The organism is Allobosea sp. Leaf344 (assembly GCF_001426225.1).
In the GTDB taxonomy this organism is placed as follows: domain Bacteria; phylum Pseudomonadota; class Alphaproteobacteria; order Rhizobiales; family Beijerinckiaceae; genus Allobosea.
The window spans coordinates 432,884-455,855 of the sequence record NZ_LMRT01000014.1; the positions used below are offsets into that span (position 1 = coordinate 432,884).

Sequence of the window (22,972 nt, forward strand, 5' to 3'; positions counted from 1 at the left end):
AGGCCGCGCCTTGCGCGGCCTTTTTTGTATGAAGGCGATGGCGCCCGCGAATCGCGGGCAGGCGTGACAGCGGAGAGAGCCAATGAGACCCAAACGCGTCCTCGTGAAGCTGTCCGGCGAAGCCCTTGCGGGAGCAGCGGGATCGGGCCTCGACGGCAGCACGCTGACGGCTCTGGCCGGCGACATCGCCAACGCCTCGCATGAGGGCGTCGAGATCGCCATCGTCGTCGGCGGCGGCAATTTTTTCCGCGGCGTGCAGGGGCTGACCAAGGGCCTCGACAGGACCAGCGCCGATTCGATCGGCATGCTCGGCACGGTGATGAACGCGCTGGCGCTCGAACATGCGATCGAGAGCGCGGGCGCGCCGGCGCGCGCCATGTCCGCGGTGCCGATGCCCTCGCTCTGCGAGAGCTATGCCCGCAAGCGCGCGCTCGACCATCTCAGCCATGGCAAGGTGGTCGTGCTGGGCGGCGGCACCGGCAACCCCTATTTCACCACCGATACCGGTGCGGCCCTGCGCGCGGCGGAGCTCGGCTGCAGCCATCTGCTCAAGGCGACGCAGGTCGACGGCGTCTATTCCGCCGATCCGAAGAAGGACGCCTCGGCGGTCCGCTACGAGACGCTGACGCATGAGGATGCGATCCGGCGCGACCTGAAGGTGATGGATACCGCCGCCTTCGCGCTGGCCCGCGATGCCGGGCTGACCATCGTGGTGTTCTCGATCGCCGAGCTCGGCGCGCTGGCTGCGGTGCTGCGCGGCGAGGGCAGGGCGACCTACGTCACCCCTTGAGCCTCAATAGGTCGCCCACAGGCCCGGCGTCACCCATTCCAGCAGATGGCCGTCGGGATCGCGGAGATAGAGGCTGGTGCCGCCGCGCTCCCAGCGCATCCGGCCCTCGATCGGGATGCCGAGCTCGGCGAGCCGCGCCTCCCAGGCCGGCAACTCCTCGGCGTCGATCCCGAAGGCGATGTGCAGCGGGCCCTCTCCGTCATGGGGCGGAATCGTTCCGCCGGCCGAATGCTGGGTCTGCAGCGAGGCGCCGCGCTTGAACAGCAGCAGCACGCTCTGCCCGCCGACATCGAAGGCATGCAGCGTGCCGGTCTTGAGCAGGGGCACGAGCCCGAGCTTCTCCTCGTAGAACGCGCGGGCGCGCTCGAGATCATCGACATAGAGCGCGGTCTCGACGATGCGGTTGAGGCGGGGCATGGCGCTCTCCTGCGGCTCTGCCGGGCCGCTCCCATGCGGCCGGCGCGACGGCGGCGGCGAGATTAGCGGCAAGGCGCGGATGGCTCCAGCCGGCGCCGATCCTGTCCCGTCTCGGCGCTTTTCCCTTGCCCGGATCATGGGAACATGCTGTTCGAACAGGTAATTCTTGACCGGGCCGGCCACCGCCGCCATGGTCGCGCCGATTTTGGATTATCCGCAAGGTCTTAAAGATTATGGCCCAGACGACGTTCGATCTCGCCGATGTGAAGCGCCGCATGGCCGGCGCCCTGCAGTCCTTCAAGGGCGATCTCGCCTCCCTGCGCAGCGGCCGCGCCTCCGCCAACATGCTCGATCCGATCCAGGTCGAGGCCTATGGCGCGCGCACGCCCCTGTCGCAGCTCGCCACCGTCAGCGTCCCCGAGGCGCGCCTGCTCAGCGTGCAGGTCTGGGACCGCAGCATGGTCGGCCCGGTCGAGAAGGCGATCCGCGAATCCGATCTCGGCCTGAACCCGCAGACCGAAGGCCAGGTGCTGCGCATCCGCATCCCGGAGCTGAACGAGCAGCGCCGCAAGGAGATGGTCAAGGTCGCGCATAAATACGCCGAGGAATCGAAGATCGCCGTGCGCCATGTCCGGCGTGACGCCATCGACATCATCAAGAAGGTCGAGAAGGAGGGCGCCTTCACCAAGGACGACGTGACCCGCCAGTCCGATCTGGTGCAGAAGGCGACCGACCAGCACATCGCCGAGATCGACCAGGCGCTGGCGGCGAAGGAAAAGGAAATCCTCTCCGTCTGAGGCGCGCCGCAGCCTTTCATCCGTCGCGCGGGCAGGCTCGCGCGACGGCTCCTTCCCGGCGACGGCCCATGAGGCAGATCGATGTCAGCAGAGACGCGTCAGGGTGAGAGCGCAGCGGATCCCTGCCATGTCGCCATCATCATGGATGGCAATGGGCGCTGGGCGAAGATGCGCAACCTGCCGCGCCAGGAAGGCCATCGCCGCGGGCTGGAAGCCCTGCGGCGGACGGTGCGCCACGCCGCCGAACTCGGCATCGAAGTGCTCACCCTCTACAGTTTCTCCACCGAGAATTGGCGGCGCCCCCAGGCGGAGGTGTCCTTCTTGCTGGGGCTGCTCCGGCGTTTCGTCGAGAAGGATCTGGCGGAGCTCGCCGAGGCGGGGCTGCGGGTGCGGATCATCGGCGGGCGCGAGGATCTGGCGCCGGATCTGCGCCGGCTGGTCGAGCATGCCGAGCAGTCGACCGCCGGAAATAGCGGCATGACCCTGGTGGTGGCCTTCAATTACGGCTCGCGCGACGAGATCGTCAGGGCAACGCGCGCCATCGCGACGGAGGTCGCCGCCGGCCGGCTCGACCCCGCCGCGATCGACGAGGCCGTGCTGCATGGCCATCTCGACACGGCCGATCTGCCGGACCCCGAACTGGTGATCCGCACATCCGGCGAGACCCGGATCTCCAACTTCCTGCTATGGCAGGCCGCCTATGCCGAATTCGTCTTCAGCCCCGTGCTCTGGCCCGATTTCGACAAGGCCGATCTCGTCGCGGCCATTTCGGAATATCGCCGGCGCGAGCGGCGTTTCGGCGGCGTCGAGCCGGTGACGGTCCGCAAGGCGGGCGCCGCGTGAGCGAGCCCCGGCCTGCCAGCCCCGCCGCTGCGAGCGAATTGCGGCAGCGCATCCTGTCGGCGCTGATCATGGCCGCCGGCATCCTCGCCGCGACCTGGTGGGGCGGCTGGCCGTTCCGCATCGTCTGGGCGCTGGTCGCCGGTTTCGTCGCCTATGAATGGCTGGCCTTCGTCAGCCGGCGCAACGCCTTGCCGGGCGGGATCGGCGTCGCGCTCGCCGGGCTGGCGCTCGGCTTCTCTCCCGCGAGCCAGGTGGCGCTGGCAGGCGTCGCCGCCATGGCGGCGCTGACCGGCGCCGTACTCACCCCGCTGATGCGCGGGAAATGGCCGCTCGAAGCCTGTGGCGTCGCCTATGCCCTGGGTTTCGCGCTGATCACGCCGGCTTTGCGGTCGGTGCCCGATCTCGGCCTGGCGATCATCATCTGGAGCTTCGCCGTCGTCTGGTTCACCGATATCGCGGCCTATTTCACCGGTCGCCGCCTCGGCGGGCCGAAACTGATGCCGCGCTTCAGCCCGAAGAAGACCTGGTCGGGCGCGATCGGCGGCGCGCTCGCCGGCACGCTCGGCGGCTACGCCGTCTGGCGGCTGACGCCGCAGGCGGCGCCGCTGATCGGCGGAGCGGCGAGCCTGGCTCTGTCCTTTGCCGCTTCCGTCGCGTCGCAGGCCGGGGATCTCTTCGAATCCGCCGTCAAAAGACGGTTCGGCGCCAAGGATTCCGGCCGGCTGATCCCCGGCCATGGCGGGTTCCTGGACCGGCTCGACGGCTATTGGGCGGTGCTCGTCCTGTCCGGCCTGCTGCTCTTCCTGGTCGAGCTCGCGCGGTGAGCATGTGAGCCGGCGCAGCGTCACGCTTCTCGGGGCCACCGGTTCCATCGGCCGCTCGACGCGCGACGTCGTCGCCGAGAATCCGGAGCGGCTCGCCATTTCCGTCGTGGTCGGCGGCCGCGATGCCGCCGCTTTGGCCCGCGTCGCGATCGAGACCGGCGCCGCTTTCGCCGCCCTGGCGGAGGCCGATTCCGGCCCCGCCCTGCGCGAAGCCTTGGCCGGGACCGGTATTGCCAGCGGAGCAGGGCGGGAGGCGGTGCTCGAGGCGGTGGCGCGGCCGAGCGACATCGTGGTCAGCGCCATTTCCGGTGCGGCGGGGCTGGAGGCGACCTTCGCCGCGCTGATGCCCGGCCGGGTGATCGCGCTCGCCAACAAGGAGAGCCTGGTCTGCGCGGGCGAGGCCGTGATGGCGCAGGCGCGCCATGTCGGCGCGACGATCCTGCCGCTCGATTCCGAGCATAACGCGCTCTACCAGGTGCTCGGCGCCGAGCCGGTTTCGGCCGTGCGCAGCATGACGCTGACGGCTTCGGGCGGCCCGTTTCGGACCTGGACCGCCGCGCAGATCGCCGCGGCGCGGCCGGAACAGGCGCTGGCCCATCCGAACTATGCGATGGGCGCGAAGATCACCATCGATTCCGCCAGCATGATGAACAAGGGGCTGGAGCTGATCGAGGCGCGCTATCTCTTCGGGCTGCGCCACGACCAGCTCGAGGTGCTGGTCCATCCCCAGCAGATCGTGCATGGGCTGGTGACCTTCCGCGACGGCTCGGTCAGCGCCGGGCTCGCTCTGCCGGATATGCGGGTCGCGGCCGCCCATTGCCTCGGGATCGACGGGCGGCTGGACGCGCCGGCGGCGCGTTTCCTCGATCTCGCCCGGACGGCGCCGCTCGTCTTCGAGCCGCCGGATCTCGCGCGCTTCCCGGCGCTCGGCCTGGCGATGGCGGCGCTCGCCCAGGGCGGAGCCGCACCCGCCGTGCTCAACGCCGCCAATGAAATCGCCGTCGCCGCCTTCCTGGCCGGCGAGATCGCCTTTCCCGGCATCGCCCAGCTGGTCGAGGCGGTCTGTAGCCGGGAATTCGCCTCCGCCGAGGCGCCCGCGACCGTCGCGGAGGCGCTCGCGATCGATCGCGATGCACGGATTCGGGCGCGGGCGCTCTTGTCCGGAGGCGGTTTCGCTGTCACCTAAGAGGCAGCTCTGGAGAATTTGATGCAGTTCGCAACGACCTTGTGGGAATCCGGACAGTTCGTGCTCGGCTATCTCCTGCCGTTTCTGTTCGTTCTCGGCCTGGTCGTGTTCGTGCATGAGCTCGGCCATTTCCTCGTCGGGCGCTGGTGCGGCGTCGACGTCAAGGTGTTCTCGGTCGGCTTCGGCCGCGAGATCTACGGCTTCGACGACCGGCACGGCACGCGCTGGCGCATCGCGCTGATCCCGCTCGGCGGCTATGTGAAATTCTCCGGCGATGCCGACGCCGCCAGCACGCCGGGCTTCGACGCCGTCGCGGCGATGTCGCCGGAGGAGCGCGCCCGCAGCTTCCCCGCGCAATCGATCGGAGAGCGCGCCGCGATCGTCGCCGCGGGACCGATCGCGAATTTCCTGCTGGCGATCCTGATCTTCGCCGGGACCGTCTTCATCTTCGGCAAGCCGGTGTTGAGCCCGCGCATCGACCAGATCGTGGCCGGCAGCGCCGCCGAGCGGGCGGGCCTGCGCCCCGGCGACCTCGTCGTCGAGATCGACGGCCAGAAGATCGCCTCCTTCAACGACATGCAGCGCATCATCTCGGTGCGGCCCAACGAGGCCGTGCCGGTGACGGTGGAGCGCTCCGGCGCGCTGGTCACCCTGCCGGTGACGCCGGTGCTGGTCGAAACCAGCTCCAAGCTCGGCAAGCAGCGCATCGGCGTGGTCGGCATCCAGGCCTCCCGCAAGCCGGAGGACTGGACCGTGCAGCGCTTCGGCCCGCTCGAGGCCCTGGGCAACGGCGTGGCCGAGACCTGGTTCGTGGTCGAGCGCACCTATGATTACGTCGCCAAGCTGGTGACGGGGCGCGAATCCACCGACCAGCTCTCCGGCCCGATCCGCATCGCCCAGGTTTCGGGCATGGTGGCGTCCAATGGCGGTCTGCTGGCCCTGATCAACCTCGCCGCGATTCTCTCCGTCTCGATCGGGCTGATGAACCTCGTGCCGATCCCGATGCTCGATGGCGGGCACCTGCTCTTCTATGCGATCGAGGCGCTGCGGGGCCGGCCGCTGAGCGAGCGCGCGCAGGAGATCGGCTTCCGCTTCGGCCTCGGCCTGGTGCTGATGCTGATGCTGTTCGTGACCTGGAACGATCTCGTCCACGTCAGATCCCTGCTCTGAGGCGGCCCGCCGGGCCGCGCCAGGCAGCCCGAGCGAATGTGGTCGAATCAGGGCGAAGCCCCGTGGCGCGCGGGCAACGAGCGCCTCAAAAATAATCCGTTAACGATGATGGCGGTTTGCACCCCGCGCGAAACTTTGTAGAAGCGATTGAACTGCAATGTCGCCGTGCTGCCGTGGATTTGCGGCTGTCCCCCTCCGGGGTGGCGACCTGAGAAAATGGAATAGGCGACCCGATGACGTCGACCCAAAAGAGCCGGTCTTTCAGAATGCGGCTCTCTCGATCAGTCGGACTTTCGGCCATAATCGTGGCCGTCAGCGGTGGCGTGGCGTTTGCGCAGGCCGTGATTGTCCAAGGCAACCGGAGCGTCGATGCGGAGACGATCCGCGGCTACGCCCAGGGCAACCCCCAGGATATCCGCCAGACTCTGCTGGCGACGGGCCTGTTCTCCAGCGTCCAGGTCAGCCGCCGCGGCTCGCAGACCATCATCGCCGTCCGCGAGAACGACACGATCAACCGCGTCGCCTTCGAGGGTAACCGCAGGCTGAAGGGCGAGGTTCTCGCCCAGATGGTCGAGTCCAAGTCGCGCGGGCCGCTGAGCCAGCAGCTGATCAACGCCGACGTCGAGCGCCTGCGCGAGGCCTATCGCCGCGCCGGCTACGGGCTGTCCTCGGTCTCCGGCCGCATCGCGCCGCTGCCGAACGGCCGCTCGGACGTGGTCTTCACCATCGTCGAATCGGGCAAGACCGGCATCAAGTCGATCAATTTCTCGGGCAACAGCGCGTTCTCGGGCAGCCGCCTGCGGAACCTGATGACCTCGACCGAGTCGAACTTCCTCAGCTTCCTCAAGACCTCGGACGTCTATGATGCCGACCGCATCACCTCCGATCTCGAGCTGATCCGCCGCTATTATCTGAAGAACGGCTATGCCGACTTCCAGATCACCTCGACCAATGCCCGTTTCGACGAGACCGCCGGCGGCTGGATCATCGATATCGGGGTGAGCGAGGGCCCGCAGTACCGGGTCGGCAATGTCGCGGTCGATTCCAGGCTGCGCGACATCGATCCCGCTTCGCTGCAGCGCATGCTCGCCACCTCCGCCGGCGACACCTACAATGCCGAGGCGGTCGAGCGCTCGCTGCTCGCGCTGACGACGGAAGTCTCCCGCCGCGGCTATGCCTTCGCCCAGGTCCGCCCGCGCGGCGACCGCGACGCCAATGGCCGCCTGATCGGCATCACCTATGTCATCGACGAGGGCCCGCGCGTCTATGTCGAGCGCATCAATGTGCGCGGCAACACCCGCACCCGCGATTATGTCGTCCGCCGCGAGCTCGATCTCGGCGAGGGTGACGCCTATAACAAGGTGCTGGTCGACCGGGCCGAGCGCCGCCTGAACAATCTCGGCTTCTTCAACAAGGTCCGGATCACCAACGAGCCGGGCAGCACGCCCGACCGCGTCGTCGTCAACATCGACGTCGAGGACAAGGCGACCGGCGCTTTCTCGATCGCCGGCGGCTATTCCACCTCGGACGGCGTCATCGGCGAAGTCTCGCTGTCGGAATCGAACTTCCTCGGCCGCGGCCAGTTCGTGCGCATCGCCGGCACGCTCGGCCAGAAGAGCCAGGGCATCGATTTCTCGTTCACCGAGCCCTATTTCCTCGGCCGCCGTATCGCCGCGGGCTTCGACCTGTTCTCGAAGTTCAGCGACAACTACAATACCGGCCGCTTCGAGAGCCGCGTCACCGGCGGCCAGGTCCGCCTGACCTTCCCGATCACGGAAGAGCTGTCGATCACGCCGCGCTATTCGATCTACACGACCGAGATCAAGATCCCGAACACCACCACGCGTCCCTATAATGACTGCTCGGTGCCGATCCCCGGCATCACGCCCGGCACCGCCGGGACGATCGGGGCCGACTCGGTGTTCAACTGCCTGAGCAATGGCGAAGCCTCGATCGCGGTGAAGGAAGCCGCGGGCACGACCCTGACCTCGCTGGTCGGCGTCAACCTGACCTATAACTCGCTCGACAATTACGCCAATCCGCGCAACGGCTTCTTCGCGGAGCTGAAGCCGGAGGTCGCGGGTCTGGGCGGCGATTCGAAGTTCCTGCGCATCGCGGCGGATGCCCGCTACTACCGCGAGATCTTCGAGGACGTCGTCGGCTTCGCCCGCCTGCAGGGTGGCCATGTCCAGGCCACCAGCGGCAATCTGCGCATGGTCGACCATTACTTCCTCGGACCGACACTGGTGCGCGGCTTCGCCCCGTCCGGCATCGGCCCGCGCGACGTGCTGAACGACCCGACTGCCAATGCGCTCGGCGGCACCACCTATGTCGGCGGCACGATCGAATTGCAGTTCCCGATCTGGGGTCTGCCGCGCGATCTCGGCCTGCGCGGCGCGGTCTTCGCCGATGCCGGCACGCTGTTCGAATATGATGGCGGCAAGTCGGTCGCCTTCGCCGGCTGCCCGGCCGGTTCGGGGCCGCGCCAGTTCACCGGCGTGGCGCTCTCCGGGGCGCAGACCGCGCAGACCAACATCGCCTGCGTGCGTGACAAGAACGTCATTCGCTCCTCGGTCGGCGTGAGCCTGCTCTGGCAGTCCCCGCTCGGGCCGCTGCGCTTCGACTATGCCTACGCCCTGTCGAAGGATGACGGGCAGATCGGCACCTATAACGGCGTCACCGGCAAATATGGCGGCGACCGCCTGCAGGCCTTCCGCTTCTCCGGCGGCACGCGGTTCTGAGGATGACGGGGCGCGAGAGCGCCCCGTTCCGGTTCAAGCCATGGCAGATCCCCAGTTCTTTCCCGTTTCGGCCTCGCTGAGCTTCGGCGAGGTCGCCTCTTCCTGCGGCCTGTCCCTGCCGGAGGGTGTGGATCCCGACCGCAGGATTTCCGGCGCCGCGGCGCTGGAGGCGGCCGGCCCCGCCGATCTCGCCTATATGGACAACCCGAAATATACGGAGGCGCTGGCCGCGACCTCCGCCGGGCTGTGCCTGGTGTCGCCGCGCTTCGTCGCGCGCATCCCGGCCGGTACGGTCGCGCTGGTCACGCCGACGCCCTATCATCTCTTCGCGCGCATCCTCGCAAAGCTCCATCCCGAGGCGCTGCGCCCCGGCTCCGTCTTCGGCGCGCAGGGCGTGGCGCCGGGCGCCTTCGTCCATGCCACCGCGGTGCTGGAGGCCGGCGTCACGGTCGATCCCGGCGCGGTGATCGGACCCGGCGCCGAGATCGGCTCCGGCAGCGTCATCGGCTCCCAGGCTGTGATCGGCCCACAGGTGCGGATCGGGCGCGATTGCGCGATCGGGCCGGGCGCGACGCTACAGGCGGCGCTGGTCGGCAACCGCGTCATCATCCATCCCGGCGTCCGCATCGGGCAGGACGGCTTCGGCTTCGCGATGAGCCCGAAGGGCCATATGAAGGTGCCGCAGATCGGCCGCGTGATCATCCAGGACGATGTCGAGATCGGCGCCAATAGCTGCATCGACCGCGGCGCCAGCCGCGACACGGTGATCGGCGAAGGCACCAAGATCGATAATCTCGTGCAGATCGGCCATAACGTCGTGATCGGCCGGCATTGCGTCATCGTCTCGCAGGTCGGCATCGCCGGCTCGACCACGCTCGAGGATTTCGTGGTGCTCGGCGGGCAGGTCGGGCTCGCCGGCCATCTCACCGTCGGCATGGGCGCCCAGATCGCGGCCCAGAGCGGCGTCGCCGGCGACGTGCCGCGCGGGGCGCGCTATGGCGGCTATCCCGCGCAGCCGGCGCTGAGCTGGGCGCGCGAGAGCGCCATGCTGAAATCGATGCTCGCCAAGCGCAGGGCCGGTTCCGCCACCGAGGAGTAGCGGGGCCCGCGCTCTCCCGCCCGGCGACGCGCCGCCTCCCGCAGGGTCCCGGTCGCGGCGGCGCCCGAACCGGCAGCGAGAGCATTCCCTTTTCGCGGTGATGCTCTAGAACGGACCGAACAGGCGGATCGCCCGGGTGCGGCCGCTTCATCAGTGACTTGCGCCATGGTGGAGACAAGATGACGGACGTTGCGACGACGCTCGGTGTAGCCGACATTCAGAGGATCATGGCGTGCATTCCGCATCGCTATCCGTTCCTGCTGGTCGATCGCGTCATTGAGATCAATGGCGAGGAGTCGGGGATCGGCATCAAGAACGTGACGATGAACGAGCCGCAATTCACCGGCCATTTTCCCGGCCGTCCGGTGTTTCCGGGCGTGCTGATGATCGAGGCGATGGCGCAGACCGCCGGCGTGCTCGTCGTCAATGCGCGCGGTGCCGAGGATGCGCCGGTCAGCTCCGTCCTGTTCACGACGATCGACAAGGCGAAATTCCGCAAGCCCGTCATTCCCGGCGACCAGCTGCGCTTCCACCTGACCAAGATCGCCCGCAAGCGCAGCATCTATTTCTATCGCGGCGAGGCGCGGGTCGACGGGGTTCTGGTGGCGGAGGCCGATCTCTCGGCCATGGTGGTCTAGCGCAACCTCCCGCATCGCGCAGCTGACAGGGTCAGCGACCGCTCCCGCCTCGCAGGCGGGATGCGCCGCCGCCCCACCCGACAAGGCTTCAGGCCAGGACAAAGCTTCCATGAGCGTGACCATCCACCCCATGTCCGTCGTCGATCCCAAGGCCCGGCTCGGCGAAGGCGTCGTCGTCGGGCCCTTCTGCACCGTCGGCCCGGATGTCGAGCTGGCCGACCAGGTCGAGCTCGTCAGCCATGTCGCGGTGGCGGGCCGCACCAGCATCGGCGCCCGGACGCGGATCTACCCCTTCGCCTCGATCGGCCATCCGCCGCAGGATGTGAAATATCATGGCGAGCCGTCGACCCTGGCCATCGGGTCCGACTGCCAGATCCGCGAGGGGGTGACGATCAACCCCGGCACGGAGGGCGGGGCGATGAAGACGGTGGTGGGCAACCGCTGCTTCTTCCTCGCCAATTCGCATGTCGCGCATGATTGCGTGATCGGCGACAGCGTCATCTTCTCCAACAATGTGATGTGCGCCGGCCATGTCAACGTCGGCAATTTCGTCATCGTCGGCGGCGGCACCGGGCTGCACCAGTTCATCCGCGTCGGCGACCACGCCTTCATCGGCGGCGGCGCCGGGGTGATGAACGACGTCATCCCCTTCGGCATGGTCCGCGACAACCCGGCCCATCTCGCAGGGCTCAACCTGGTCGGGCTGAAGCGCCGCGGCTTCTCGCGGGAGCAGATCCACGAGCTGCGCCGCGCCTACCGCCTGCTCTTCGCCGATGAGGGCACCTTGTCGGAGCGCGTCGAGGACGTCGCCGGGGAATTCGCGGCGCATCCGCTGATCCACGAGATCCTCGATTTCATCCGCAATGGCGGCGAAAGGGCGATCTGCGTCCCGCGGGATGTCGCCGCCCCCGACCGGTGAGCCCTCTCGCGATCATTGCCGGCGGCGGCGATTTCCCGCCGGCGCTGGCCCGCATCCTGCGCCAGGCCGGCCGCCCCATCTATGTCGCCGCGCTCGACGGCGCGGCCGATCCCGCGTCCTTCCCGCCCGAGGATCTCGACATCTACCGGCTGGGCCAGCTCGGCCGCCTGCTCAAGGCGCTGCGGTCGCGCGGCGTCGTCGATCTCGTGCTGATCGGCTCGCTGCCGCGGCCGAGCTTCGGCGGCATCGTGCCGGAGGCCTCGACCCTGAAATATCTCCCGCATTTCGCCCGCGCCTTCCAGGGCGGGGATGATCATCTGCTGCGCGGGGTCGTCCGATTCTTCGAGGAGCAGGGGTTCCAAGTTCTGGGCCCGGCTGAGATCGCGCCGGGGCTGACGGCGCCGGAAGGCCCGCTCGGCCGGCTCTCCGCCAGCGCCGAGACCCGTGCGCTGATCGGCCGGGGCTTCGCGCTGCTCGAGGCGATCTCGCCCTTCGATGTCGGGCAGGCGGCGATCCTCGCCGATCACCGCGTCGTCGCGATCGAGGCTGCGGAAGGCACCGATGCGACGCTGCGGCGCGTCGCCGAGCTCGTCGGCAAGGGCAGGCTGAAGATCGCACGCGGCGACGGCGTGCTGGTCAAGGCGCCCAAGCGCGGCCAGGATCTGCGCGTCGACATGCCGGCGATCGGGCCGGAGACGCTGCGTCTCGCCAGCGAGGCCGGGCTCGCTGGCATCGCCGTGCGGGCCGGGCAGGTGCTGGTCGGCGAGCGCGCCGGTCTGGCGGCGCTGGCGGACCGGCACGGGCTCTTCGTCGAGGGCATCGCGTGAGCGCGCCGTTCAGGCTGGCCTTGATCGCCGGGGAGGCCTCGGGCGACGCGCTGGCGCTGCGCTTCATCGAGTCGCTGCGGCAGAGGCTCGGCGAGCGCGAGCTGGTGCTGGCCGGCGTCGGCGGGGAGAGGCTGCTGGCGCAGGGGCTGCGCCCCTTCTTCGATCAGGCCGACATCGCCGTGATGGGCTTCGGCCCGGTCATCGCCCGGCTGCCGCTGCTGCTGCGGCGCATGGAGGATGCGGCGCGCGGAATCGTCGCCTTCGAGCCGGATCTGCTGCTCACCATCGACAGCCCCGATTTCGCCTTGCGCGTTGCAAGGAAGGTGAGGGCGCGAGCGCCCCAGATACCGATCGTGCATTGGGTCTGCCCCAGCGTCTGGGCCTGGCGCTCCGGCCGGGCGCGGCGCATGAAGCCGCATATCGACCGTATCCTGGCGCTGCTGCCCTTCGAGCCCGAGGCGCTGGCGCGGCTCCAGGGTCCGGAGACGGTCTATGTCGGCCATCCGCTGCTCGACCGGCTGGCTTTGCTGCGGCCCTCTCCGCAGGAGGCGCCACTGCGCGCCGATCAGCGGCATCCGCGCGTGCTGGTGCTGCCCGGCAGCCGACGCTCCGAGATCGCGCATCTGATGCCGGTCTTCGGCCAGGCCGTCGGCCTGGTCGCGAGCGCCCGCCCGCAGGCGCGCTTCATCCTGCCGGCGGTGACGCATCTCGCCCCGTCCATCGCCGAGGCCATGGCGGCCTGGCCGGTGAAGGCCGAGATCGTCTCTGGCGAGACGGCGAAGCTCGAAGCCTTCCGCGGCGCGCGGGCGGCGCTGGCCTCGTCCGGCACCGTGACGCTCGAACTGGCACTGTCGCAGGTGCCGACGGTCGCCGCCTATAAGGGCGCCAATTGGGAGGCCGCTCTGGCGCGCCGGCTGGTCAAGCTGCCGAGCGTGATCCTGCCAAACCTCATCCTCGGACGCAGCGTCGTGCCGGAATTCATTCAGGAGACGGCAGTTCCGCAGGCCCTCGCGGCGGCGCTGCTCGCGGCGCTGGACGATGGCGAAGCGCGCCGGCGCCAGCTCGAAGGCTTCGTCGAGGTCGAGATGATCATGCGCTCGGCCGGCGCCGATCCCGCCGCGAATGCCGTCGCCGCGGCGCTCGCACTGGTCGCGCCCGAGGGCGGGCCCGCGCTCCCGCCCGCGGCCTGAGCGGTGTCGTCGCGTCTCGACCCCGCCGAAGCCGTGCAGGCGCGGCGCTGATCGCGGCTGGCGTTGCGTCGCCTTGCGGAACACAGCGCGAACATGTATGGTGTTCGTGATTTGTTTCGAATCCGGCGGGGACCATGCTGACACGCAAACAGTTCGAACTGCTTCGCTTCATCCATGAGCGCCTGCGCGAGAGCGGCGTCCCGCCGTCCTTCGACGAGATGAAGGATGCGCTGGATCTGCGGTCGAAATCCGGCATCCACCGGCTGATCATGGCGCTCGAGGAGCGTGGCTTCATCCGCCGCCTGCCGAACCGGGCCCGGGCGCTCGAGGTCATCAAGCTGCCGGACGGGGTCGGCAGCGCCCCGGCGGCCCGCGGGCGCTTCAGTCCCTCGGTGGTCCAGGGCGGCCTGTCGGCGAAGAGCAAGCCGGCCGCGCCCGTGCCCGAGGATGATGGCCGCGGCTCGATCAGCATTCCCGTCATGGGCCGCATCGCGGCCGGCACGCCGATCTCGGCCATTCAGAGCCGCAGCCACAGCGTCGCCATGCCGGCCGACATGCTCGGCTCGGGCGAGCATTTCGCCCTGGAGGTCCGCGGCGATTCGATGGTCGAGGCCGGTATTCTCGACGGCGACACCGTGGTGATCCGGCGCCAGGACACCGCCAATACCGGGGACATCATCGTCGCTCTGATCGATGACGAGGAGGCGACGCTGAAGCGTCTGCGCAAGCGCGGCTCCTCGATCGCGCTGGAGGCGGCGAACCCCGCCTATGAGACCCGCGTCCTCGGGCCGGATCGCGTCAAGATCCAGGGCCGCCTGGTCAATCTGATGCGGAAATACTGACGCCCCGGCCCGGGCCTCGCGGTTCGGGTCGGCGCAAAGCGTCGCGGGGAGGGCGCGCCGGGCGTCAGCCGGGTTCGCCGGCCCCGACCGTCTCGTCGGCCGCGGGCGGTTGCGGCACGGGCTTCGGCCGCTCGGGCTGGCGGCGCATCCAGGGCCGCTGCGCATCCGGGCGCTCCGAGATCGCGCGGTCCCAGCGGCCGCCGCGGATGCGCATGGCGGTCGCCCCGTCGCGGCTCAGCGCGGTCCGGTCGATCAGCCGCGCTTTGCAGGGCCCTGTCCAGGGGATGGGGGTGACGACGAGATCGGCCCGCCGGCAATCCTCGACCACCGCCAGCCTGTCGCTCGCAAAGGCGATGGCGCGTCCGTCCCGGGCTCTCACGATGCAGCCGGTCGCGTCGCATCGTGCGCCCTGCCGCAGCGAGGGATCGGCCGGGGCGCGGCCGTCGCCATCGGCCGTCAGCCATTGCTGGAGGGTGAAGCCGCTCGGCTTGCCCGCGGCGATCAGGCGCCCGTCGCCGCCACGCACCGCCATCCCGGCGCCGTCGCGTTCGATCAGGATATCGGGCCGGTCCGGATGGGTCGCGGTCGCGACGCCCGCCACCAGCGGCAGGATGGCGAGCCAGCGCAGCCAGCTGGTCCACAGCGTGACCCAGAGCAGCGAGGCCGCGAAACAGGCCAGGGTCGGCGCGCCGAAGGCCGCCATGCCGATCGTGGCATGGTCGAAACCGGCGACCCAATGGGCCAGCCGCAGCACCTGCTGCGAGGCGAGGCCGACCAGCGCCCAGGCCGGCCAGTCCAACCCGAACGGATAGGCCAGCACGCCCACGACCGAGGCGGGCATCACGATCAGCGAGATGAAGGGCAAGGCGAGCGCATTGCCGAGCAGCCCGAAGGGGTTGAAGCTCTGGAAATGAAAGGCGCCGAAGGGCGCCGTCGCCGCGGTGGCGAGCAGCGTCGTCACCAGCACGCCCAGCGCCGAGGTCCAGAGCATGCCGAGCGGCCAGGGCAGGGCGGCGGGCGGGCGCGCCGCCCGCTCCTCCTGCCAGCGCTCGGCGAAGGCGATCAGCGCCGCCACCGCGCCGAACGACATCTGGAAGCTCGGGCCCAGCAGCGCCTCGGGCTCCCGCGACAGCACGATCATCGCCGCCAGCGCCAGATTGCGCATGCTCAGCGCCGGCCGGTCGACCAGGGTCGCGCCGAGCATCACCAGCGTCATGATCAGGGAGCGCAGCGTCGCGACCTCGGCTCCGGAGAAGATGCAATAGGCGGTCGCCCCGGCCATCGCCGCCAGCGAGGCGATCTTCTTCAGCGGCCAGCGCAGGGCCAGCGTCCTGGACAGGGCCAGAACAGCGCGCACCAGCCAGAAGATCGTGCCCGCGGCCAGCACCATGTGCAGCCCCGAGATCGAGACGATGTGGTAGATGCCGGCGGCCCGCAGATCGATATTGGTCGCTTCCGTGATCAGGCCGCGCTTGCCGGTGATCAGCGCCGCCGTCATCGCCCCGGCCTGGCCGCCCCCCACCTTGGCGATGCGCTCGGTCAGGGCGTTGCGGGCCTGATCGAGGGCGGCTGCGCGGGCTAGATCCGGCGGCAGGGGCGGAGGGTCGGGGGTCGGCGTCAGCCTGCCGGGAATGCTGCCGACGGCGCCGATGCCGCGGAAGAAGGCGTCGCGCCCGAAATCATAGCCGCCCGGCCGCGCCGGCCCGGGCGGCGGCAGCAGGCGCGCCAGCACCGTGACATGCTGGCCGGGAACCGCCTCGGCGCTGCGGGCATTGACGCGGATGCGGCGCGGCTGGGCGGACGCGTCGAGCCCGGGCATCCCGGTCACGCGGATGACCAGCCGCGCCCCGACATCGCGCAGCTCCACGGATTCGACGAAGCCGGCGAGGCGGCCGATGCGCGGACGCTCAAGCAGCGGCGCCGCGATCTGTGCCGTGCGCCAGGTCGCGGCGGCGAAGCCGGCGGCGGCGGCCGCGAGCGCGAGGCAGCACGCGAAGGCCAGCGGCCGGCTCCTCATCAGGAGGGCTGCCAGCGCGGCGAGGGCGCAGGCGGAGATCGGCGCCCAGAAAGCCGGCTCACGATCGGCCGCGAAGTAGAGCAGGATGCCGATGCCCATGGCGACCGGCAGCCACAGGAAGGGCCGGCGGCGCTCGGCCTCCAACGCCGCCGCCCGTGCGACATGGCCGCGGAGCGCGGCGAAGGCGAGCGCGAGCCGGTGGGGCAGGCGGGAGGCGGCTGCCTGCCCGCGCCAGGGCAGCGCGGCGGCCAGAGCGGCGAGCCGGCGTCCCGCCCATGGCGCGGCAGGCTGCATCACAAAGCCCTCTCCCCGGCGATTGCGGCTTAACGCCGGCTGCGCCGCCATGTTACAGGGCGCGCGCAGCGGGTGTCATCCGGCCTCCGCCTTCCCGCCGAATCTTGCCCCGGGTCGCTTCGCATTGCGGCCTGAGTTGGAGTGTTTCGTCCATGAGCGACGCGGTCGTTACGCGCTTTGCCCCCTCGCCAACCGGCTTCCTGCACATCGGCGGTGCGCGCACGGCGCTGTTCAACTGGCTCTATGCGCGCCGGCATGGCGGCAAGATGCTGTTGCGCATCGAGGATACCGACCGCGAGCGCTCGACCGAACCGGCGATCGCCGCGATCCTGGACGGGCTGAGCTGGCTCGGCCTCGATTGGGATGGCGACACCGTCTACCAATTCGCCAGGGCCGCCCGCCATCGCGAGGTCGCCGAGCAGATGCTGGCCTCGGGCCATGCCTATCGCTGCTATGCCAGCGCGGCCGAGCTCGACGAGATGCGGGAGAAGGCCAAGGCCGAGGGCCGCCCGATGCGCTATGACGGCCGCTGGCGCGACCGCGACCCCGCGACCGCCCCGGCCGATGTGAAGCCGGTGATCCGCCTGCGCGCACCGCAGACCGGCGAGACGGTGGTCGAGGACCAGGTCCAGGGCCGGGTCGTCTGGCAGAACGAGAACCTCGACGATCTCGTGCTGCTGCGCTCGGACGGCAACCCCACCTATATGCTGGCGGTAGTGGTCGACGATCACGACATGGGCGTCACCCATGTCATCCGCGGCGACGACCATCTCACCAATGCCGCCCGCCAGACGCAGATCTACCAGGCGATGGGCTGGCAGGTGCCGAGCATGTCGCATATCCCGCTGATCCACGGGCCCGACGGCGCCAAGCTCTCGAAGCGCCATGGCGCGCTCGGTGTCGATGCCTACCGCTCGATGGGCTATCTGCCGGTGGCGCTGCGCAATTATCTGCTCCGGCTCGGCTGGAGCCATGGCGACCAGGAGATCTTCTCGCAGGAGGAGATGATCGCGCTGTTCAACCTGTCCTCGATCGGTCGCTCGGCGGCGCGTTTCGACTACGCCAAGCTGGAAAGCCTCAACGGGCTCTATATGCGCCAGTCCGGCGATGCCGAGCTGCTGGCGGCGCTGAAGACCATCCTGCCCGAGATCGGCCCGTCGCGCGGCGTGCCGGTGCCGCTGCCGCCGGAGCTGGAGCAGCGTTTCCTCGACGCCATGCCCGGGCTGAAGGAGCGCGCCAAGACATTGGTCGAGCTGCTGGAGAGCGCCTATTACCTCTACGCCCAGCGGCCTCTGCAGCTCGACGCCAAGGCCGCGGCGCTGCTCGACGCCGCCGCCAAGGAGCGGCTTCCGGCTCTGGCCGAGGCGCTGGCCGCGGTGAACGACTGGTCGGTGGCGGGGCTGGAGGCTGCCGTGCGCGGATTTGCCGAAGCGAACGGGCTGAAACTCGGCCAGGCGGCGCAGCCTCTGCGCGCGGCGCTGACCGGGCGGGCCATGTCGCCTGGCCTGTTCGACGTGATGGCGGTTCTGGGCCGGGAGGAAACCCTGGCGCGCCTCGCGGACCAGGCGTGAAACGCCGGCTGCGGAGATTGGCTCCACCGTCTTTCGGCTGTGTTGAACCACCTCCGCAAATGGTCTAGTGACGCGGCAGTGATCCCGCTGCGCGCGCGTAGGGGGCACATTTATTGCTTGAATATCAGTCGCATGGACGTCTCAACCCGGCCGTGTTGCGATTCCTCCGCGCCGTCACGCCATCGTCGTCTTCGAGTTCGAGATGAAGTGTGGCAGCGGCGCGAGGACGCGAATGACCCGGCCCCTGCGCCGCCCGGTGGCTGAACAGCAGCGAGCCTGAAAGGATCGGTATCGATGACCGGAAGCAACAGCCAGCTCAATGTCGATGGAAAAACCCTCGATATGGCGATCAGGAAGGGCTCGATCGGTCCTTCGGTCATCGACATCGCGAAGCTCTATTCGCAGACCGGGATGTTCACCTACGATCCCGGCTTCACCTCGACCGCCAGCTGCGAGTCGCAGATCACCTATATCGACGGCGACGAGGGCGTGCTGCTCTATCGCGGCTACCCGATCGAGCAACTCGCCGAGCATGGCGACTTCCTCGAGACCTGCTACCTCCTGCTCTATGGCGAGCTGCCGACCGCCAGCCAGAAGGCGGATTTCGACTATCGCGTAACCCGCCACACCATGGTCCACGAGCAGATGGCCCGGTTCTTCCAGGGCTTCCGCCGCGACGCGCATCCGATGGCGGTGATGGTCGGCTCGATCGGCGCGATGTCGGCCTTCTATCACGACTCCACCGACATCTCGGACCCGCATCAGCGCATGGTCGCCTCGATGCGCATGATCGCGAAGATGCCGACGCTGGCGGCGATGGCCTATAAATACACGATCGGCCAGCCCTTCGTGTATCCGCTGAACTCGCTCGACTACACCTCCAACTTCCTGCGCATGTGCTTCGCGGTGCCGGCCGAGGAGTACAAGGTCAATCCGGTGCTCTCGCGGGCGCTGGACCGGATCTTCATCCTGCACGCCGACCATGAGCAGAACGCCTCGACCTCGACGGTGCGTCTCGCCGGCTCCTCCGGCGCCAACCCCTTCGCCTGCATCGCGGCCGGCACGGCCTGCCTCTGGGGCCCCGCCCATGGCGGCGCCAACGAGGCCGCCCTGCAGATGCTGCAGGAGATCGGCACGGTCGAGAACATTCCAAAATACATCGCCAAGGCGAAGGACAAGAACGATCCGTTCCGCCTGATGGGCTTCGGCCACCGCGTCTACAAGAACTACGATCCGCGCGCGAAGATCATGCAGAAGACGACGCATGAGGTGCTGAACGAGCTCGGAATCAAGGACGACCCGCTGCTCGACGTCGCGATCGAGCTGGAGCGGATCGCGCTCTCCGACAGCTATTTCATCGAGAAGAAGCTGTATCCGAACATCGATTTCTATTCCGGCATCACGCTGAAGGCGATGGGCTTCCCCACCTCGATGTTCACCGCCCTCTTCGCGCTGGCCCGCACCGTCGGCTGGATCGCGCAGTGGAAGGAGATGATAGAGGATCCGTCCCAGCGCATCGGCCGGCCGCGCCAGCTCTATACCGGCTCGCCGCAGCGCGACTACACCCCGATCGGCCGGCGCTGATCGTCTATCCCCTAGTCACGAGCCTGCGGCGCCCGCGCGCCGCAGGCTTTGTCTTGTGGGGATTTTTTGGCGTTCGGAAAAAGGCCCGCGGCATGCGCGCGGCGCCGGCGGCCTCTAGCGCAGCCGGATGATCCGGCAGGGATCGCCTTCCTGCGCCGGCTCGGCATGAGGCGGGCGGATGCATAGCGCCCGGGCGCGCGCCAGCAGGCCGAGCATCGAGGAATCCTGCCGGTCGAACGGGGTCACGACGAGGCCGTCCGGCGTCGCCTGCAGATCGGAGCGGAGATAATCCTCGCGCTCGTCATTGGCCGGCATCGCCTTGCCCAGCCGCGCCGGCTCGCTGCGGTCGCGCCGCGGCTCCGGCAGGCCGAGCAGGGTCTCGATCAGCGGCACCAGGAAGAGATGGCCGCAGACGATCGATGAGACCGGATTGCCGGGCAGGCCGAGCGCGATCATGCGGCCGAGACGGCCGGTCATCATCGGCTTGCCCGGGCGCATCGCGATCTTCCAGAAGCCGAGCGCCATGCCCTTGGCCGTCAGCGCCTCCTGCACCAGATCATGGGCGCCGACAGAGGCGCCGCCGAGCGTGACGAGCACATCCGCTTCGGCCGCGATCGCCCGGTCGATCCGGGCGGCGAGGTCGGGATGATTGTCGCGCGCGATGCCGAGATCGAGAACCTCGCCCCCCGCGCCCTGCACGATGGCGGCGAGCGAATAGCTGTTGGAGGCGACGATCTGGTCGGGGCCGACAGTCTCGCCCGGCAGGACGAGCTCGTCCCCGGTGGCGAGGATCGCGATCAGCGGCCGGCGCCTCACCGGGAGATCGGGATGGCCGGCCGCGGCGGCGAGCCCGAGCGCCGCGCTGTCGAGCAGGCGGCCTGGCGGAAGCAGCTCATCGCCTTGCGTGAAATCGAGCCCGGCCGGGCGGATGAAGCGGCCCGCCGTCACCGGCTCGCGCAGCGTGATGACCGGACCGCCGACACCCTCGGCATGCTCCTGCATCAGGATGGCATCGGCGCCTTCCGGCAGCGGCGCGCCGGTGAAGATCCGCACGGCCTCTCCGGCCGCGACGCGCCCGGCAAAGGACCGCCCGGCGGCGGATTCGCCGATGACCCGCAGGCTCTGGCCTGGCTGCGCGTCACCCGCGCGCAGCGCATAGCCATCCATGGCCGAATTGGCGAAGGGCGGCTGGGTGCGCAGCGCGGCGACCGCGCCGGCGAGAACCCGCCCGGCACAGCGGGCGAGCGGCAGCGTCTCGGGCGGCGTCATGCCCGGCACGCTGTCCAGCAGGGCGTCCAGCGCGACCTTGACCGGCGTCAGCGCCATCAGACGGCATCCGCCTCGTAGACACCGGATTTGCCGCCGGATTTGTGCAGCAGCCGGATGCCCTCGATCCGCATCCCCCGGTCGACCGCCTTGACCATGTCGTAGACGGTCAGGCAGGCGATTCCGACCGCGGTCAGCGCTTCCATCTCGACGCCGGTCTGGCCCTTCATCTTGACCTCCGCCGTGACGCGGACCCCCGGCAGCGCCTCGTCGATAACGAGCTCCACGGCGATCTTGCTGATCAGCAGCGGGTGGCAGAGCGGGATCAGCTCATGGGTGCGCTTGGCGGCCATGATCCCGGCCAGCCGCGCCGTGCCGAGCACATCGCCCTTTTTGGCGTCGCCGTCGCGGACGATGGCCAGCGTCTCCTTCTGCATCACCACCAGCCCCTCGGCGATGGCGGTGCGGCCGGTCTCGGCCTTGTCGCCGACATCGACCATATGGGCCTGGCCCTTCGCGTCGAGATGGCTGAGCCCGCTCATGCCGCACGCTCCGCGCCGTCGCGCGACAAAAGCGACCGCGTCGCGGCGGCGACGTCGTCCTGGCGCATCAGGCTTTCGCCGACGAGATAGGTCTCGACACCGACCTCGCGCAGCCGCGCGATGTCGGCCGGGCCGAAGATGCCGCTCTCGCCGACGATGATGCGATCGGCGGGGATGCGCGGCGCCAGACGCTCGGTCACCGCGAGGTCGACGGCGAAGCTGCGCAAATCCCGGTTGTTGATGCCGATCAGCCGGCTCGACAGAGCAAGCGCCCGGTCGAGCTCGGCCTCGTCATGCACCTCGACCAGGACATCCATGCCGAGCCCCTGCGCGGCGGCCTCCAATGCGCGCGCCGTTGCGTCGTCGACGCCGGCCATGATGATCAGGATGCAGTCCGCCCCCCAGGCGCGGGCCTCATGCACCTGGTAGACGTCATAGAGGAAATCCTTGCGCAGCGCCGGCAGGCCGGAGGCCTCGCGCGCCTGCTGCAAGAACTCCGGGCGGCCCTGGAAGGAGGGCTCGTCGGTCAGGACGGAGAGGCAGGCCGCGCCTCCGGCCGCATAGGCGCGGGCGAGCGCCGGCGGGTCGAAATCGGCGCGGATCAGCCCTTTCGACGGGCTCGCCTTCTTGATCTCGGCGATCAGGGCCGGCTGCCCGGCCGCATGGCGCGCGGTGATCGCGGCGGCGAAGCCGCGTGGCGGTGCCGCCGCGGCGGCGCGCCGCTCCATCGCCTCCGGAGGAACGGCCTGCTTCGCCGCCTCGATCTCGCGGCGCTTATAGGCCTCGATCCGCGCCAGAATATCGCTCATCTGCGCCTCACGCGTTGGAGCTGGCGACCAGCCGGGACAGCACGTCCCGCGCCTTGCCGCTGTCGATCGCCGCGAAGGCCTGCGCCAGCCCGTCCGACAGGCTCGCGGCCCGGCCCGCCACCAGCAGCGCCGCGGCGGCGTTGAAGGCGGCGATGTCGCGGAAGGCGGTCGTCTCGCCCTGGAGCACGGCCTGCAGCGCGGCCGCGTTCTCCGCCGGCTCGCCGCCGCGCAGATCCTCCGGCCTCGCCCGCTTCAGCCCGACATCGTCCGGGCTGATGCTGAAGCTCTCGATCTTGCCGTGATCGAGCGACACCACGCGGGTGGGGCCGGTGGTGGTGATCTCGTCGAGCCCGTCGGAGCCGTGTACGGCCCAGATCCGGGTCGAGCCCAGCGAGGACAGCACCTTGACCATCGGCTCCAGCCAGGTCTCGGAAAAGGCGCCGACCAGCTGGCGGGTGACGCCGGCGGGGTTGGAGAGCGGGCCGAGCAGGTTGAAGATGGTGCGCGTGCCGAGTTCGGTCCGCACCGGCGCGACATGGCGCATCGAGGCGTGATGCGTCGGCGCGAACATGAAGCCGACGCCCGCCTCCGTGATGCAGCGGCTCC

Annotated in this window: 21 protein-coding genes; 15 read left to right on the top strand and 6 right to left on the bottom strand. The window is 69.4% G+C overall.

What is annotated here, in order from left to right:
- Positions 1-82: 82 nt before the first annotated feature.
- Positions 83-790, top strand: coding sequence for a UMP kinase (gene pyrH / locus ASG72_RS13995; protein ID WP_056713228.1), 708 nt, complete (start codon positions 83-85; stop codon positions 788-790).
- A gap of 3 nt (positions 791-793) precedes the next feature.
- Here the strand turns inward: pyrH and ASG72_RS14000 are convergent, their stop codons facing one another.
- Positions 794-1,207, bottom strand: a complete 414-nt coding sequence (locus tag ASG72_RS14000) for a VOC family protein (RefSeq protein ID WP_056713229.1) — start codon at positions 1,205-1,207, stop codon at positions 794-796.
- Positions 1,208-1,440: 233 nt separating this feature from the next.
- On the opposite strand from ASG72_RS14000, the gene frr reads away from it, so the two are divergent.
- The 12 genes from frr to lexA all read left to right on the top strand — a co-directional run bounded on the left by frr (position 1,441) and on the right by lexA (position 14,283).
- Positions 1,441-2,004, top strand: a complete 564-nt coding sequence (gene frr / locus ASG72_RS14005) for a ribosome recycling factor (protein WP_056713231.1) — start codon at positions 1,441-1,443, stop codon at positions 2,002-2,004.
- A gap of 81 nt (positions 2,005-2,085) precedes the next feature.
- Positions 2,086-2,847, top strand: coding sequence for an isoprenyl transferase (locus tag ASG72_RS14010; RefSeq protein WP_056713233.1), 762 nt, complete (start codon positions 2,086-2,088; stop codon positions 2,845-2,847).
- Positions 2,844-3,671, top strand: a complete 828-nt coding sequence (locus tag ASG72_RS14015; RefSeq protein ID WP_082540345.1) for a phosphatidate cytidylyltransferase — start codon at positions 2,844-2,846, stop codon at positions 3,669-3,671. The genes ASG72_RS14010 and ASG72_RS14015 overlap by 4 nt, the downstream gene beginning before the upstream one ends.
- Before the next feature lie 4 nt (positions 3,672-3,675).
- On the top strand, positions 3,676-4,857 hold the full coding sequence (dxr, locus tag ASG72_RS14020; protein ID WP_056713235.1) for a 1-deoxy-D-xylulose-5-phosphate reductoisomerase: 1,182 nt from the start codon (positions 3,676-3,678) through the stop codon (positions 4,855-4,857).
- 21 nt (positions 4,858-4,878) lie between these two features.
- The gene (rseP, locus tag ASG72_RS14025) at positions 4,879-6,027 is read left to right on the top strand and encodes an RIP metalloprotease RseP (RefSeq protein WP_056713236.1); all 1,149 of its coding nucleotides are present in this window, start codon (positions 4,879-4,881) and stop codon (positions 6,025-6,027) included.
- 266 nt (positions 6,028-6,293) lie between these two features.
- Positions 6,294-8,768, top strand: a complete 2,475-nt coding sequence (bamA, locus tag ASG72_RS14030; protein ID WP_082540347.1) for an outer membrane protein assembly factor BamA — start codon at positions 6,294-6,296, stop codon at positions 8,766-8,768.
- Positions 8,769-8,808: 40 nt separating this feature from the next.
- The gene (lpxD, locus tag ASG72_RS14035) at positions 8,809-9,867 is read left to right on the top strand and encodes a UDP-3-O-(3-hydroxymyristoyl)glucosamine N-acyltransferase (RefSeq protein ID WP_056713240.1); all 1,059 of its coding nucleotides are present in this window, start codon (positions 8,809-8,811) and stop codon (positions 9,865-9,867) included.
- A gap of 179 nt (positions 9,868-10,046) precedes the next feature.
- On the top strand, positions 10,047-10,505 hold the full coding sequence (gene fabZ / locus ASG72_RS14040) for a 3-hydroxyacyl-ACP dehydratase FabZ (RefSeq protein ID WP_056713242.1): 459 nt from the start codon (positions 10,047-10,049) through the stop codon (positions 10,503-10,505).
- Between the two features lie 109 nt (positions 10,506-10,614).
- Positions 10,615-11,424 carry an acyl-ACP--UDP-N-acetylglucosamine O-acyltransferase gene (gene lpxA / locus ASG72_RS14045; protein ID WP_056713244.1) on the top strand — a complete coding sequence of 270 codons (810 nt, stop codon included), beginning with the start codon at positions 10,615-10,617 and terminating at the stop codon, positions 11,422-11,424.
- Positions 11,421-12,251 carry a UDP-2,3-diacylglucosamine diphosphatase LpxI gene (gene lpxI, locus ASG72_RS14050; RefSeq protein ID WP_056713246.1) on the top strand — a complete coding sequence of 277 codons (831 nt, stop codon included), beginning with the start codon at positions 11,421-11,423 and terminating at the stop codon, positions 12,249-12,251. The genes lpxA and lpxI overlap by 4 nt, the downstream gene beginning before the upstream one ends.
- On the top strand, positions 12,248-13,441 hold the full coding sequence (lpxB, locus tag ASG72_RS14055; protein WP_082540349.1) for a lipid-A-disaccharide synthase: 1,194 nt from the start codon (positions 12,248-12,250) through the stop codon (positions 13,439-13,441). Before lpxI ends, lpxB begins: the two co-directional genes overlap by 4 nt.
- A gap of 134 nt (positions 13,442-13,575) precedes the next feature.
- Positions 13,576-14,283 (top strand): transcriptional repressor LexA, encoded by a 708-nt coding sequence (gene lexA / locus ASG72_RS14060; RefSeq protein ID WP_056713249.1) that lies wholly within the window; start codon positions 13,576-13,578, stop codon positions 14,281-14,283.
- A 64-nt stretch (positions 14,284-14,347) separates the two neighbouring features.
- On the opposite strand, the gene ASG72_RS14065 is transcribed toward lexA, so the two are convergent.
- Entirely contained in the window at positions 14,348-16,594 is a 2,247-nt protein-coding gene (locus tag ASG72_RS14065) for a ComEC/Rec2 family competence protein (protein ID WP_082540350.1), read from the bottom strand.
- A gap of 152 nt (positions 16,595-16,746) precedes the next feature.
- Here ASG72_RS14065 and gltX point away from each other — a divergent pair, with 152 nt between their 5' ends.
- On the top strand, positions 16,747-18,165 hold the full coding sequence (gltX, locus tag ASG72_RS14070; protein ID WP_056713251.1) for a glutamate--tRNA ligase: 1,419 nt from the start codon (positions 16,747-16,749) through the stop codon (positions 18,163-18,165).
- Between the two features lie 294 nt (positions 18,166-18,459).
- Complete coding sequence (gltA, locus tag ASG72_RS14075) at positions 18,460-19,749, top strand: citrate synthase (protein WP_056713253.1); 1,290 nt, start codon at positions 18,460-18,462, stop codon at positions 19,747-19,749.
- A 114-nt stretch (positions 19,750-19,863) separates the two neighbouring features.
- Here gltA and glp read toward each other — a convergent pair whose 3' ends face one another.
- From glp to trpD, 4 genes are all read right to left on the bottom strand, one after another.
- Positions 19,864-21,075, bottom strand: a complete 1,212-nt coding sequence (gene glp, locus ASG72_RS14080) for a gephyrin-like molybdotransferase Glp (RefSeq protein WP_056713255.1) — start codon at positions 21,073-21,075, stop codon at positions 19,864-19,866.
- Positions 21,075-21,557, bottom strand: coding sequence for a cyclic pyranopterin monophosphate synthase MoaC (gene moaC, locus ASG72_RS14085; RefSeq protein WP_056713257.1), 483 nt, complete (start codon positions 21,555-21,557; stop codon positions 21,075-21,077). Before moaC ends, glp begins: the two co-directional genes overlap by 1 nt.
- The gene (gene trpC, locus ASG72_RS14090) at positions 21,554-22,366 is read right to left on the bottom strand and encodes an indole-3-glycerol phosphate synthase TrpC (protein WP_056713259.1); all 813 of its coding nucleotides are present in this window, start codon (positions 22,364-22,366) and stop codon (positions 21,554-21,556) included. Before trpC ends, moaC begins: the two co-directional genes overlap by 4 nt.
- A gap of 7 nt (positions 22,367-22,373) precedes the next feature.
- The coding region (gene trpD / locus ASG72_RS21295) for an anthranilate phosphoribosyltransferase (RefSeq protein ID WP_244488806.1) at positions 22,374-22,972 on the bottom strand (599 nt) is incomplete at its 5' end.

Coding starts and splice junctions, on each gene's coding strand:
- gltA (WP_056713253.1), top strand. CDS start 18,460: ATGACCGGAAGCAACAGCCAGCTCAATGTCGATGGAAAAACCCTCGAT.
- pyrH (WP_056713228.1), top strand. CDS start 83: ATGAGACCCAAACGCGTCCTCGTGAAGCTGTCCGGCGAAGCCCTTGCG.
- ASG72_RS14065 (WP_082540350.1), bottom strand. CDS start 16,594: ATGCAGCCTGCCGCGCCATGGGCGGGACGCCGGCTCGCCGCTCTGGCC.
- trpC (WP_056713259.1), bottom strand. CDS start 22,366: ATGAGCGATATTCTGGCGCGGATCGAGGCCTATAAGCGCCGCGAGATC.
- ASG72_RS14000 (WP_056713229.1), bottom strand. CDS start 1,207: ATGCCCCGCCTCAACCGCATCGTCGAGACCGCGCTCTATGTCGATGAT.
- glp (WP_056713255.1), bottom strand. CDS start 21,075: ATGGCGCTGACGCCGGTCAAGGTCGCGCTGGACGCCCTGCTGGACAGC.
- moaC (WP_056713257.1), bottom strand. CDS start 21,557: ATGAGCGGGCTCAGCCATCTCGACGCGAAGGGCCAGGCCCATATGGTC.
- fabZ (WP_056713242.1), top strand. CDS start 10,047: ATGACGGACGTTGCGACGACGCTCGGTGTAGCCGACATTCAGAGGATC.
- rseP (WP_056713236.1), top strand. CDS start 4,879: ATGCAGTTCGCAACGACCTTGTGGGAATCCGGACAGTTCGTGCTCGGC.
- lexA (WP_056713249.1), top strand. CDS start 13,576: ATGCTGACACGCAAACAGTTCGAACTGCTTCGCTTCATCCATGAGCGC.
- bamA (WP_082540347.1), top strand. CDS start 6,294: ATGCGGCTCTCTCGATCAGTCGGACTTTCGGCCATAATCGTGGCCGTC.
- lpxA (WP_056713244.1), top strand. CDS start 10,615: ATGAGCGTGACCATCCACCCCATGTCCGTCGTCGATCCCAAGGCCCGG.
- frr (WP_056713231.1), top strand. CDS start 1,441: ATGGCCCAGACGACGTTCGATCTCGCCGATGTGAAGCGCCGCATGGCC.
- ASG72_RS14010 (WP_056713233.1), top strand. CDS start 2,086: ATGTCAGCAGAGACGCGTCAGGGTGAGAGCGCAGCGGATCCCTGCCAT.
- lpxD (WP_056713240.1), top strand. CDS start 8,809: ATGGCAGATCCCCAGTTCTTTCCCGTTTCGGCCTCGCTGAGCTTCGGC.
- gltX (WP_056713251.1), top strand. CDS start 16,747: ATGAGCGACGCGGTCGTTACGCGCTTTGCCCCCTCGCCAACCGGCTTC.